The sequence below is a fragment of the Streptomyces sp. bgisy100 genome, from assembly GCF_057709105.1.
Genome location: NZ_JBYITE010000066.1, coordinates 1 through 13,228, shown reverse-complemented (window position 1 = coordinate 13,228; position 13,228 = coordinate 1). Strand labels below are relative to the sequence as shown.

Here is a 13,228-nt window from a genome sequence, read left to right as displayed (position 1 = left end):
TGAGCGCATCGATGCGCCGCGACAACTCTGCCGCCTTGGCCTGCACCTGGCCAAGGACAAGGAACAGCATCGAAGCGATCCTCAGGGCCTGCTGACGCCCTTGCTCGCTCGTCTCGTATGCCTGGCGTGCCCGCACAAGATCCCTGTAGACCTGGATCGTGCGTTCTTTCTCTTCAATGAGTTCGCGGGGCGAAACCGCCGCGTGACCGTCTATGCCGACCAAGGTCGGGGTGTCGTTCGCCTCGTCCCAGAGGGCTCGAGCCTTGCTTACTCGGCCCAGCGCTTGCTCGCCCGACTCATCCGGAAAGCACACATCTGCGACGGCCTCGATCGCGTCCCAACTCAGGTCTTCTCCTGACAAGTGAATGCGTAAGCGGCGGAGGTCTGGGACCTTCCCTCCCTCAAAATGTTCCACGGTCAAGCGACCGTGGACGCCACGAACACTCAGTCCCGCTTCGTCGATCCACGACCGAACCATGCGCACCAGCGCGTTGGCTTCAACACTGGCTCCCTTGGGCGCCGACCAGGGACGCCCCGGGCGCTTCTGCCTCTCCCCCATCGCTACTCCCAAGTTGTTCCGCGACAACCCGCCGTTGTCGCCAGAACAACATCCAAGCGGCACGACCAGCCACAGCGCAGCGGGATCGTGTACTCACCCTCAAGCGAGAAGCCGACGTACGAATCGAAAACGGAGACTGGGCATGCATCTCACGCAAGCTGGACTACTCCTCGTCACCCTCGTGGCGATCACCCTTCTGGCCGTGGGGGTGGCCGGTGCGGCGGTGGCTCTTGCTCGCTGGGAAGGGCGCACAGTGCCCACCTCGATCAGCCGTGGGGGCATCGCCTTCGCGGGCACTATGACCCTTGGGGCATCAGTGACCAGTCTCTTTCTGATGCTCAGGTGAGGATGTAGGAACTGCCTGACCAGTGCCATCGCCCCACGGGCGCTTGAACACCTCCCCTCGCTTTGATCACCTCGTGCTGATCATCAGTGCCTGCGACAACGTCGCCCTCCGCCTAGTCGGCAGTCAGTCCGCATCCCACTCCCCGGAATGCGGTCTGAGGAGCGCTTGGGCTACCACCTGTGGCACCTGCCAAGTGGCGCTCTCAGATGTGTTTCCGAGCGAGACCTCGCTTTCAGCGAGCTTGCCAGGCCCTCCATCGCAGCCGAGGGGCGGTCAGCGTTCCGTGTTGAAGCAGGCAAGGGCCAACGGGGCGCGTTCGGACTGTCTATCAGTTCCAGGTAGGGCGGTGGCGGGTAGTGCTCGCACATCGGGAGGCACATGAGAGGAGTTGAGGAGTGGGCGCGCCGCACCCTGGACGAGCCAGGAAAACGAGGCAACCCGCTACGTCCTCCGGGTCTCCGCGGACCGGTTGCAGCCGACGGTGCCGGCGTGATCAGTGGAATCGCTAAGTTCCACACGCTGGATTCATGCGGTGGGGTGTCTCGCTGCATCGACGTCGACCGTGGACCGCGGCACCATCTGTGCGTGAGCGATGCGTGAGCGGATGTTCCGGCACAGCCCGGATTCGTCGGGATCACGCGGCGCTCTTTGGCCTGCCCGAGAAGGCTGCCCCGGATGGAACAACATGGTCCGGCACCACCCACCCGCCCCTGGCCAGGACTTTTAATCCATTGGTTGTGGGTTCGAGTCCCACACGGCCTACCCGAGACAGGGCCCTGTCTCCCGGGAGTTACCTCCTGGGAGACAGGGCCCTTGTTCGATCGAAGGCCTGCGGACGGCTGTCTCAGCCGACTGCCGGCCGGAGAGACCTCGATCTCTGTCTTGTCGCTGTACTCCTTGTAGTCACTCATGAGCGCTCCTTTGCGTTCGGGCATGGCAACGCAGCGGCGGGAGCCGCGTGTGCGGTGATTCGCGGACCGTCGGCGGCGAGGGGGATCAGCCGCCGACGGCCCCTGTCTCAGGTGCGGCGCCGTTCCTGTCGGCCGGAGTCCGGCGGACCGCAGCGCGGGCATCGGCAGGGCGGGTACTCCATGGAGCCCGGGGCGAGGTGCGCGGTGTACACGCCCTGGGGGTCGCTTCTCTCCTTCATGCCGCGGACCATTCCGTCGCGGGAGGCCATGAAGCGGCGCAGGGCCGCGCGGGAGGGGGACGCCTGGGGTTGGTCGGTATTGTCAGCCATGTCGTCAACTTGGCCCTGAACGGGGGACGTTTCTACGCATATGGCGGGGACGCTCGGGCCGCTTCGGGTTACCGTCCCAGAAAGCCCGAATGCCCCTGGGGAGCACTTTGAATGCCGCGCTGCGCGACGCTATGGCCGGAGCCGGCATGACCGTCGGACGGCTCGCCCGTACAGTCGGAGTGACCTGCAAGACGGCCGAGCGGTGGCTGTCCGACCCTGCCCGCGTCCCGCACCCGCAGACGAGGGAGGCGGTCGGGGCGGCGTTGGGAGTGAGTGCGGACGTGCTGTGGCCCAAAGCGCTCAGGTCCACCATGAAGCTCGGCGCGGACCGGGAGATCGTCTCCGCCTACCCCTACCGGAACGCCTGTCCGACGTCCGTGTGGGCAGCGCTCATTGACGGTGCCTCGGAACGCATCTGCTTCGCCGGCTACACCAACTACTTCGTCTGGCAGGAGCATCCGCGGCTCGGGGAGCGGCTGAAGCGCAAGGGTGAGGACGGCTGTTCGGTGCGCTTCCTCGTGGGCGATCCCGACGCGGAGGTCACGCGCAGGCGTGAGGAGGCGGAGGCGGTACCGCTCACCGTGGGCACGCGGATCCGCATCACGCTGGACGCCCTGGAGAAGATCAGGGAGGCGCCCGGGGTCGCGGCCCGCTTCAGCGACCAGCACATCTCGCTGAGTGTGTTCATGTTCGACGACGAGATGCTGGTGACGCCACACATCGCGAACCTGCTGGGGCACGAGTCGCCGATGCTGCATCTCCGGCGGCTGGGCGACGACGGACTGTACGACCGGTTCGCCTCCCATGTGGAGGCGTTGTGGGAGACGGGCCGCCCCGTGTGGTCCTGAACACGTAGGTGCCGCCAATAGCCTGTGAGCGCTGCGGACGGTGCCCTCCCTCTCCCGTGGAACCGATCCGGCGGAGCGTGCTCCGGATAGAGAACTGGTGTTCTGGGTAAGGCAGTTGGGGATTCCATGGGTTCGCGCCCACGGTGCCCGACCCCCGTTCGTACCGCCCTTGCCCGAGCCCGCCCCCTCAGCCCGTACCGCTCCGCGCCGTTCCGCCTCCGTACGGGACCCGGACTCGGGGAGCCGGCCGGCGACACCCCCTGGAGACCGGATGCAGCACCAGTCGTGCCCCGTCGTCATAGATCCCTCCGGCCGTGACATCCACGGCGAGGCGGCCAGGATCCGGGAACAGGGCCCGGTGGCCCCGGTGGAGCTCCCCGGCGGGATCCGGGCGTGGGCGGTGAGTGAGCACAGTGTTCTCAAGGAGCTGCTGACCGACCCGCGGGTCTCGAAGGATCCGCGCCGGCACTGGCCGCTGTGGATCAACGGGGAGATCACCCCCGAGTGGCCGCTGTTCACCTGGGTCGCGGTGACGAACATGTTCACCGCCTACGGGGCCGAGCACCGGCGGCTCCGGAAGCTGGTCTCCGCCGCCTTCACCGCGCGCCGCACCGCCGCCCTGCGGCCCAGGATCGAGGCGATGACCGCCGAGCTGCTCGACGGGCTCGCCGCCACCCGCCCGGGAGACACCGTCGACCTGCGCGAGGCGTACTGCTATCCGATCCCGATCCAGGTGATCTCCGAGCTCTTCGGCCTCTCCGATCCGGTGATGCGTGCGGAGCTCCGCCGCCTGGTGGACAGCATCTTCAACACCGCGGCGACGGCGGAGGAGGCGGCGGCGACCTTCCAGAGCGTGCGCACCGTCCTCGCCGGGCTCGTGGCGGTCAAGCGGAAGGAGCCCGGCGACGACCTGACCAGCGTGCTGATCGCGGCGCGGGAGGAGGACGGCTCGCGGCTGACCGAGGCCGAGCTCGTCGACACCCTGCTGCTGATGATCAGCGCCGGGCACGAGACCACCGTCAACCTGCTCGACAACGCGATCAACGCGTTGCTCACCCGTCCCGACCAGCTTGCACTGGTCCGCGCGGGCGGGGCGAGCTGGAGCGATGTGATCGAGGAGACGATGCGCGTCGAGGCCCCGGTGGCGAGCCTGCCGCTGCGGTACGCCGTGGAGGACATCGACGCCGGCGGGGTGACCCTCCGCAAGGGGGACGCGATCCTCGCCGCCTACGCCGCGGCGGGGCGCAACCCCGTCTCGCACGGACCGGACGCGGACCGCTTCGACGCCACCCGGGCGGACAAGGAGCACCTCGCCTTCGGGTACGGCGCGCACCACTGCCTGGGGGCGCCGCTGGCCCGGCTGGAGGCGGAGATCGCGCTGCCCGCCCTCTTCTCCCGCTTCCCGGATCTGGCGTTGGCCGTCCCGGCGGACGCCCTGGAGCCGGTGGAGTCGTTCATCTCCAACGGCCACCGGAGCCTTCCCGTCCGGCTGACGTCGGCGGTTCCGGTGGGCGGCTGACCGGCTGCGGGCCCGGTGGGCCGACCGGCCTGCGCGTACGGACCGTGTTCGCGTACGGACCGTGTCCACCGGGGCGCCCCGCGGCCGTTGCCGGGGCGTGCCCGGGTGCCGTTTCATGGCCCCATGGCAGCCATGGACGACGAGGCGCGGGCGGCGACCGGGCCCGGTCCGGAGCAGCCGGAGCGGCCGCGGCCGGCCGTCCGGGAAGAGGGCGGGGAAGCCGCCTGTCTGCTGCACCGGGTCTGCACCGAGTGCGGGCGGATGAACGAGCGGGCCGGCGTGGTGCGCTGCGAGGCCTGCGGCGCACCGCTTCCGACGGATTGAGCTGCCGAGGGGCCGGGGTGGGTCGCGCGTCGGCGGCCCCGGACCTCACGCGACGCGCTCAGAACCCTCCCCCACCGAAATCGCCGCCCCCGAAGCCGCCGAAGCCTCCGCCGTCCCCGCCGAAGCCGCCGCCGAAGTCGCCCGAGTTGAAGTCGCCTCCGGAGTAGTCGCCGCCGCTCCAGCCGTCACCGAGGCCGTCCGCCCCGTACGCGTACGGCGCGTTGAGCATGCTGCCCAGCAGCGTGCCCGCCAGCAGCCCGGGGAGGATGCCGCCGCCGAAGTAGCCGTAGGCCCACGGGCTGTAGAGCGGCCCGGCCTCCCAGTACGGCCGCCGGCCGGAGGGGGTGTCCACCGTGCGGCCCATCGGCTCCTCGCCGTCCGCGATGCGGGCGGCGTCCGCGGCGCACACCGGCACGCTCCGCTCGCCCGCGCCCTCGGGCGCCCACTGCACGTCCTGGACCGAGGGGCCGTGGCGCGGATCGAAGAAGCACGGCGGACGGCGGTCCGGGAGCGGGTTCCCGTCCCGTCGGGCCTCCAGCGTGGTCAGCGCGAACCGCCCGTCGTCCAGCGCCTGGGTCACGCCCCGGACGTCGTCCGGCCGCCGGGCGCCGTCCATGGCGCGCTTCGCCCGGTCGTAGCAGTCCAGGGCGCGGGCGTAGTCCTCGCGCATCGCGTCGTCCGTCGCCGGGGCGGAGGGGGCGAAGTCGATCCGTTCGAGCTCCTCGCCGAACGCGGTGATGTCCTCGTCGACCACCGGACGGAGCGTGGCCAGCTGCGCCCGCTCCCGCTCGGTCCGGCGCTTCTTCCCGCGGCGGGACACCAGGAACACGGTGGCGCCGGCGACCGCGAGGAGGATGCCGAAAGTGACCGCCAGGCCCGCGCCGCCGACCTTGTTGTAGCCGGTCGAGGTGCCCGTGTCGGTGTTCGAGCCACCGCTCCACGAGTCGGGGGCGTGACCGTTCGCCTGCTCGACGGCCTGGTCGACGAAGCCGGTGACCGTGGCCTTGACGTTGCCGTCGCCGGAGCGGGCCGCGGCGCCGGTGAGGTTGTCGACCGTGTTGCGCGACATCACGGAGGAGTCGGCGCCGGCGTCGAACCGGTCGCCCAGCGCGACCGCGTAGACACCGGTGATGCCGGTCTTGGTCCGCAGGTCCTGGAGCAGCGTCGACGGGGGGAACTCGGAGGTGGCGGGGAGCACGGCGACGAAGACCGGCTTGTCCGCCTTCTTGATCTTGTCCGCCAGGGCGTCGGCGTCCGCGGGAGGCAGCTGGGACGCGGCCCGGGGATCGACGTAGACGGGGCCCTGTTTCAGGGCCGCGGCGGCGCTGTCCAGTCCGTCCGCGGCCCGGGCGCCGGGAGCCATCACGGCCACCAGCACGAGAGCGGCGGCCACCAGCGCCAGCACCGGCCAGCAGGCCGCGCGGCGTACTGCGCTCTTCATACTTACGACGCTAACCCCAAAGGCGGAATAATGGGCTATTCAGGCATATCGGATATAGCGGCAGGGAATGGGGTGGGCCGGTGTCCATCACGTGGCGTACGCCGATTCGCCGTCCGGCCGGTCACCGGAGAGCCTGAGGGGGCGGTGCCGTACCGCTCCCGCGCCATGGACGGTAGGAGACACGAGGTGGGGATGCGAGTCGGGGGATCTGGCCGCACGGGCCGCAGGCTCCGCGGCACGGACCGGGCTCCGGGCGAACGCGACGACGAGAACCGCTCCGCCGGCCGGTCCCGCGTCGCCCGCTGGATGCCCGCGCTGCTGATCATCGGCGGGCTGACCTTCGACCTCTCGACGCCGGCCCGGTTCACCGGCTCCCCCTTCTTCTCGGCCGCGCCGCTGGTGGCCGCGCCGTTCTTCTCGCTGCGGGCCACGGCTGCCGCGGGGATCGCCGCCGGGGGAGCGGTCGTCGCCCTGCACCTCTACAACGGCGACGCGGGCGACATCGAGTCGGTGACGGAGCTGGTCACCGTGCTGACCGTCGCCCTGCTCGCGCTGTTCATCAACCGGGTGGTGCGGCGCGGGGACCGGCAGCTGGCGTCGGCCCGCAGCATCGCCGAGGCGGTCCAGCTCGCCGTCCTGCCGACGCCCGACGAACGCATCGGCGGCTTCCAGGTCGCCGCCCGGTACGAGGCGGCGCTGGCCGACGCCCGGATCGGCGGGGACCTCTACGCCGTCCAGCAGACCCCGCACGGGGTCCGCCTGATCGTGGGCGACGTCCGGGGGAAGGGGCTGGGGGCCGTCGCGGCGGTCGCCGTGGTCATCGGTGCCTTCCGGGAGGCGGCCGAGGAGGAACCGGATCTGGTGGAGGTCGCCGCCCGGCTGGAGCGGGCGCTGGCCCGCGAGGCGCGGGGCGAGGACCTGGACCGGTTCGAGGGCTTCACCACCGCGGTGCTGGCGGAGGTGGGCGCCGCGCGCCCCTCCGCCACCGACGGGGCGCCGCCCGAGGGCACGCTGCGCGTCCTCAACCGCGGCCACCCGGCGCCGCTGCTGCTCTCCGCCGACGGCTCGGTGTGCGGGGTCGAGCCGGGGGTGGCCTCGCTGCCGCTCGGGATGGGGGATCTGGGGGCCTGGCCGGAGCAGGTCGACACCTTCGACTTCCCGCGCGGTTCGACCCTGCTGCTGTTCACCGACGGGGTGACCGAGGCCCGGGACGAGAAGGGGGTCTTCTACGACCCGGCGAAGCGGCTCGACGGCCGGCTGTTCCCCGGGCCCGACGCCCTCCTCGACGCGCTCGTCGAGGACGTGGCCCGGCACACCGGGGGCGAGCCGGCGGACGACATGGCGCTGCTGGCGGTCAGCCGGCCGGGGCGGCGGCAGCCGGAGCGCCGGAGGACCGTGGGGCTGACCCGTGGTCCGGACGAGGGCAGGGCCGCCGCCCCGGCACCCTACGGTCCGTGACCGGAATGCATCACTTCGCATAACAAGTGACGCACGATCAGCCGGAACGTGTTTCGCGGGCCCGCTCAACTCGCCCCTATTGGGCGGCACATGTCCGGATTGATCCTACTCCAATCTGTTAACGATCAACGAGAACCGCTTGGAATCCGGCCCCGGCCCTATTAACGTTCGATAACGCAGCGCGGTCGTCCCAGCCGTCACAAGAGACGGCACCGTGCGCCATCGCCGAATCCCGCACACACAGCACCACCCCGCAGGGCCTGCACCACCGGACACACCAGCTCCACCTGCACCACCTGCACCCAGGGAACCGGGGAACCAACACCTTGGGGTGAATCGGGCGTCTCTCCCAGAGGGGTCCGTAGGAGACCTTCCTGCTCCGAACCCGTCAGCTAACCCGGTAGGCGAGAAGGAAGGAAAGGAGTGCGCCCGCGTGGCGTCCAACAGGCCTGCCCCCGAATCCCCGTACACACCCCAGAGTTTCGATCCCGGATTCGGTGAGGAACCCCCGGCCGCGGCGGGTGAGTGGAATCCGACCGAGGAATCCGTCGCCCCGGTGCGCGGCCGGCACCGCGTCGTCAAGCAGCGCGGTGGCGGCATGGCCCGTAGCGGCGCCGTCCTCGGCGTGGGCGTCTTCGCCGCGGTCGGCGCGGGTGGCATGGCCAGCGCGCAGGAGAAGCCGCCGGTCTCCATCTCCATGCCGGACCTCTCCTCCGTCTCGGAGAAGCTTCCCGACGCCGCGTCCCTGCCCGGCATCGGCTCCCTGGTCGCGGACGACGCGGAGCAGGCCCCGGTCGCCGTCGCCTCCGCCGCCCCGCTGAGTGACGCCGGGCTCACCGCCGACGAGGCCGCCGACGGCACCGGCGCGGGCGAGGCGCTGCGCGCCCGCATCATGCGCCAGGCCGAGCAGCAGCAGAGCGCCGCCGAGAAGGCCGAGCGCGAGGCCGCGGAGAAGGCCGCCGAGAAGGCCGCCGCGGAGAGGGCCGCCGAGCAGGCCGAGCGGAAGAAGGCCGAGGCCGCCGCCGCGAAGAAGAAGGCGGCGGAGGAGGCGGCCCGGGAGGCCCGTGAGAAGGCCGAGGCCGAGCGGCTGGCGAAGCTCGCCAAGCAGTTCACCGTCCCGGTCTCCTCCTACACCCTCACCTCCAGCTTCGGCCAGGCCGGCGACCTCTGGTCCAACGACCACACCGGCCAGGACTTCGCGGCCCCCACCGGCACCCCCGCCAAGGCGGTCCACGGCGGCACCATCACCCAGGCCGGCTGGGCCGGGGCGTACGGCTACCGGATCGTGCTCACCCTCGACGACGGCACCGAGGTCTGGTACTGCCACCTCTCCTCGATGACGAAGACCTCCGGCAAGGTGACCACGGGCGAGACCATCGGCCGCGTCGGCGCCACCGGCAACGTCACCGGTCCCCACCTCCACCTCGAGGTCCGTCCCGACGGCGGCTCCCCGATCGACCCGGCCTCCTGGCTGCGGGACCGCGGCCTCTCCATCTGACGGCCGCTCCCGCCACCGGCGCCCGCCGCCGCAGCCTCCGACAGCCCTGGTGACGTCCCCCCGACACCAGGGCTGTCGGCCTGTCCGCGGCGCCCCGGCGCAACCGCCCGCGGTACGGCAGCAGCCTCCGCCGTACCGCAGCTGCCGACGGAATAGCCCCCGCCGCCCCCCAGTTGACGCCTGATATGGCTGACCAGCGCAAGTCCCTCGGCGACCTGACCGTCTCCCCGCTCTGCCTCGGCGGCAATGTCTTCGGCTGGACCGCGGACGAGGCGGAGTCCTTCGCCGTTCTCGACGCGTACACCGCGGCCGGCGGCAACTTCGTGGACACCGCCGACGCCTATTCCGCCTGGGTGCCGGGCCACGTCGGCGGCGAGTCCGAGACGGTCCTCGGCAACTGGATGGCGGCCCGCGGCAACCGCGCGGACGTCGTGATCGCGACGAAGGTGGGGGCGCACCCCGACTACAAGGGGCTCTCCGCGAAGACCGTCAAGGAAGCGGCCGAGCAGTCGCTGCGCCGCCTCCGCACCGACTACGTCGACCTCTACTACACGCACTACGACGACCCCGGCCTCCCCGTCGAGGAGTTCCTCACCGCCCTGGACGCGCTCGTCCGGGAGGGCAAGGTCCGGCAGATCGCCGCGTCCAATATCACCCCGGAGCGGCTGGAGGAGGCGCTGCTCTGCTCCGAACGGGAGGGCCTGGCGCGGTACGTGGCCCTCCAGCCGCACTACAACCTGGTCTCCCGCCACACCTACGAAGGCCCGCTCGCCGAGGTCGCCGCCCGGCACGGCCTGGGCGCCGTGCCCTACTTCGCGCTCGCCGCCGGCTTCCTCACCGGCAAGTACCGGCCGGGCACCACGGTGGACAGCGCCCGCGCGGGCCGGGCGGCGGAGTACCAGGGCACCGAGCGCGGCGAACGTGTCCTGGCCGCCCTCGACCGGGTCGCGACCGCGCGGGGAGCCGAGCCGGCCGCGGTCGCCCTGGCCTGGCTCGCCGCCCAGCCCACCGTGGCGGCACCGCTGGCCAGCGCCCGCACGGTGCAGCAGCTCGGCACCCTGCTGGCGGGCGCCGGCCTCCGGCTGGACGAGCACGAACTCGCGGCTCTGACGACGGCCTCCGCCTGACGGAGCTCCTGATCGTCCCGGACCGCCACCTTCAGCACGGCCGGGCGCGGGCTGCCGCAGCCCGGGAGCTCCGCAGTGAACCGGAGTGCCCTGCCCGACGGCTCCGTACCGGGGGTCCGAGGGCTGCGACCGCCCTCAGGGGCCGTACGGGCGGTTGCCGGGTCCGTGCGGCGGCCCGTACGGACCCGCGGCCTGCCCGTACGGCCCCTGGCCCTGCCCGTACCCCTGAGCCGGCGCCTGCCCGTACCCCTGGCCCTGCCGCGGATACGGCCGGCCGGACGGCTGCGTCCCGCCCGGCGGCCCGTATCCGTACCCGGGCGGCGGCGGTGTCCACGGCTGCGGCGCGGGCCCGGTCCAGGCCGGTGCCGTCATGCGCGCCGCGTGGGCCAGCGCGGGCTGCGCCATGTCCTTGCGCTGCCAGAGATGGTGCAGCAGCTCCTGTTCCCGGGCGACGAAGTCCGTGCCCGCCGCTCCCCGGTGGGCGCGCTGCCGCAGGAACGCCAGGGCCGTCGCGCAGACCTGGTACTCGACGACCATCCGGCGTCCCGCCGCGCCGTGGGTGCGGCGCGCCACGGTCCGGGCGATCGACCGCGCCTTCATGGAGGACAGCGCGTGCGGCTCGGCCGGCGCCAGCCAGCCCGCCGCCACATAGGCCGGCAGATGGCTGCGGACCGTCCTGAGCTCACTGCTGCGCGACCAGATCACCAGCCAGGTCAGCAGCCCGAACACCGGCACCATGAACATCCCGTAGACGGCGATGAAGCCGTAGCCGCCGACGGTGGCCGAGCCGTTCCAGACGGCGTGCAGCACGATCGCGGTCAGCAGACCGGCCAGCGGCAGCAGAACGCGCCGGGCGCGCTGGCGCTGCGCGGCGAGCGACGCGATGCCGAAGCCGATACCGGTCAGCGCGGTGAACAGCGGGTGCGCGAACGGCGACAGCACGATCCGGATGAAGAACGTCGCGGCCGTGACCGACTGGAAGCCGGACGAGCCCACGGCCTGGTCCTCACCGAAGGCGTTGCCGAGATAGAGGATGTTCTCGGTGAAGGCGAAGCCCGTCGCCGTGATCCCGGCGATGACCACGCCGTCGACGATGCCGTCGAAGTCCCGTCTGCGGAAGATGAAGAGCAGCAGCAGCGCGGCCCCCTTGGCGCTCTCCTCCACCACGGGCGCGATGAGCGTGGCCCCCCAGGTGTCGGCCTCGCTGGACGAACTCACCATCCGCGCCACCAGCCACTGGGTCGCGAAACCGTTGGCGAGGATCGCCACCAGGGTCGCGGCGCAGGCGCCCCAGGCGAACGCGAACGCCAGGTTCCGCCAGGGTTCCGGTTCCACCCGGTCGAGCCAGCGGAAGGCGCCGATCAGCAGCGGGACGGGCAGCACGGCCAGCCCGAGACCGACGAGAAAGCCCTCGGTCCCGGTCTGTTCCCGCACCAGGGCGAGAATGACGAGACCCGAGAGCACGAGCAGGGATATCAGCGTGCCGAGGCGGAAGGCCTTGCTGTGCCGCAGCCCTCGGCCCGGGCGGTAGCGCCACTGCTTCCGGTCCGGCACGGCGGCGAACTGCGGATGCGGTTCATAGGCCGGGACCGGCGGCTGCTGCGGCGGGTGCGGGGACGGATACACCTGTCGACCCTAACCACGCCGCGGAGCGGGCGCGACGAACTATCGCCAGGACGCTCAGCGGCGGACGAACAACAGATCGTGCACGACGTGCCCCTTGTTGAGACCCGCACCCTCGAATTTCGTCAGCGGCCGGCCGTTGGGGCCTTCGAATGCGGGGCGGGGGGCGTACCCGCCGTCGGGCTGTGTGTTCTCCAGCTCACTGCTGGCCGAGAGCACCTCGAGCATCTGCTCCGCGTACGGCTCCCAGTCCGTCGCGCAGTGCACCAGCGCGCCGGGCTTCAGCCTGGTCACGGCCAGCTCGATGAACTCGGGCTGGATCAGCCGCCGCTTCTGGTGGCGCTTCTTGGGCCAGGGGTCGGGGAAGTACACCCGCAGCCCGGCCAGTGCGGCGGGCTCGATCATCTCGCGGAGCAGGATGATCGCGTCACCGTTGGCGACCCGGACGTTGGCCAGCCCGTTCCGCTCGGCCAGGCTCAGCAGATTGCCCTGACCGGGGGTGTGCACATCCGCGGCGAGAATGCCGGTGCCGGGGTCGGCGGTGGCCATCTGCGCCGTGGCCTCGCCCATCCCGAAGCCGATCTCCAGCACGACGGGCATGGCGGGGTCCCCGAAGAGCGCACCGAGGTCCAGCTTCTCCCGGCCGTCGATGTCGAGGCCCCAGGTCGACCACAGCCGCCGCAGCGCCTCGCCCTGCCCGGTGGTCACCCGCCCGCGCCGGGGCCGGAAGCTCCGGATCCGGCGCTCGTGGTGCGACCCGGCCGGGTCCGCGGCGGGCCCCTCCGGGAAGTGCAGCCGACGCTGCCCGGCGACGGCTGCTCCACCGCCCCCGGCCGGGGCTTCGTCGGGGCTTCCGGGCACGGCGGGGCGGCCGGAGGCGCCCTGCGGGCCGCCACCGGCGGACACGGGAGTGTTGTCGGACTCAAGCACAGTGCCTCCGATTCTACGATCGCCCCACCCCCCTCCCGTCCCCCCGGGCACCACCACCCCAGCCCCCAGGTCGGACCTCCAGAAAGCCCCACCGACCCGTCGGGGGCGGGGGACGCGGATGCGGTCCGACGGCAGAGGCCGGGCCGCAGATGTGGTTCACCGGCAGGAGGGGCCACCGGCGGAAGTGCCAAGGCCGGCGGGGCGGGCCAACGACGCTAGGACCGGGATCGCGGTGCAGGCCACCGAGTGGCAGTCGATGCCCCTGGAGGTGGCCACCGGCGGGAGGGGACGGGGCCGCAGGGGTGGGGGTTCCGG

General features: G+C 71.8%; 10 protein-coding genes and 1 riboswitch. Of the genes, 6 read left to right on the top strand and 4 right to left on the bottom strand.

All coding sequences use genetic code 11. The annotated features are described in order from the left end of the window. Positions 1-1,923 precede the first annotated feature (1,923 nt). Positions 1,924-2,145 (bottom strand): hypothetical protein, encoded by a 222-nt coding sequence (locus AC3EQ1_RS28910; protein WP_432097277.1) that lies wholly within the window; start codon positions 2,143-2,145, stop codon positions 1,924-1,926. 179 nt (positions 2,146-2,324) lie between these two features. On the opposite strand from AC3EQ1_RS28910, the gene AC3EQ1_RS28905 reads away from it, so the two are divergent. From AC3EQ1_RS28905 to AC3EQ1_RS28895, 3 genes are all read left to right on the top strand, one after another. Further along, positions 2,325-2,993 (top strand): DUF5919 domain-containing protein, encoded by a 669-nt coding sequence (locus tag AC3EQ1_RS28905; protein ID WP_432097276.1) that lies wholly within the window; start codon positions 2,325-2,327, stop codon positions 2,991-2,993. A 271-nt stretch (positions 2,994-3,264) separates the two neighbouring features. Further along, positions 3,265-4,512, top strand: coding sequence for a cytochrome P450 family protein (locus AC3EQ1_RS28900; RefSeq protein ID WP_432097275.1), 1,248 nt, complete (start codon positions 3,265-3,267; stop codon positions 4,510-4,512). 123 nt (positions 4,513-4,635) lie between these two features. Next, entirely contained in the window at positions 4,636-4,836 is a 201-nt protein-coding gene (locus AC3EQ1_RS28895; RefSeq protein WP_432097274.1) for a hypothetical protein, read from the top strand. 58 nt (positions 4,837-4,894) lie between these two features. Here AC3EQ1_RS28895 and AC3EQ1_RS28890 read toward each other — a convergent pair whose 3' ends face one another. Next, a complete protein-coding gene (locus AC3EQ1_RS28890) occupies positions 4,895-6,277 on the bottom strand; it encodes a hypothetical protein (protein ID WP_432097273.1) in 1,383 nt (460 codons plus the stop codon). A 192-nt stretch (positions 6,278-6,469) separates the two neighbouring features. Here AC3EQ1_RS28890 and AC3EQ1_RS28885 point away from each other — a divergent pair, with 192 nt between their 5' ends. The 3 genes from AC3EQ1_RS28885 to AC3EQ1_RS28875 all read left to right on the top strand — a co-directional run bounded on the left by AC3EQ1_RS28885 (position 6,470) and on the right by AC3EQ1_RS28875 (position 10,360). Beyond that, entirely contained in the window at positions 6,470-7,735 is a 1,266-nt protein-coding gene (locus AC3EQ1_RS28885) for a PP2C family protein-serine/threonine phosphatase (RefSeq protein WP_432097290.1), read from the top strand. 280 nt (positions 7,736-8,015) lie between these two features. Then, positions 8,016-8,157: riboswitch (cyclic di-AMP (ydaO/yuaA leader) on the top strand. A gap of 11 nt (positions 8,158-8,168) precedes the next feature. Further along, complete coding sequence (locus AC3EQ1_RS28880; RefSeq protein ID WP_432097272.1) at positions 8,169-9,233, top strand: M23 family metallopeptidase; 1,065 nt, start codon at positions 8,169-8,171, stop codon at positions 9,231-9,233. A 185-nt stretch (positions 9,234-9,418) separates the two neighbouring features. Next, positions 9,419-10,360 carry an aldo/keto reductase gene (locus AC3EQ1_RS28875; RefSeq protein ID WP_432097271.1) on the top strand — a complete coding sequence of 314 codons (942 nt, stop codon included), beginning with the start codon at positions 9,419-9,421 and terminating at the stop codon, positions 10,358-10,360. A 135-nt stretch (positions 10,361-10,495) separates the two neighbouring features. Here AC3EQ1_RS28875 and AC3EQ1_RS28870 read toward each other — a convergent pair whose 3' ends face one another. Next, complete coding sequence (locus AC3EQ1_RS28870) at positions 10,496-11,986, bottom strand: PrsW family intramembrane metalloprotease (RefSeq protein ID WP_432097270.1); 1,491 nt, start codon at positions 11,984-11,986, stop codon at positions 10,496-10,498. A gap of 54 nt (positions 11,987-12,040) precedes the next feature. Beyond that, on the bottom strand, positions 12,041-12,913 hold the full coding sequence (gene trmB / locus AC3EQ1_RS28865) for a tRNA (guanosine(46)-N7)-methyltransferase TrmB (RefSeq protein WP_432097269.1): 873 nt from the start codon (positions 12,911-12,913) through the stop codon (positions 12,041-12,043). Between the last annotated feature and the right edge of the window lie 315 nt (positions 12,914-13,228).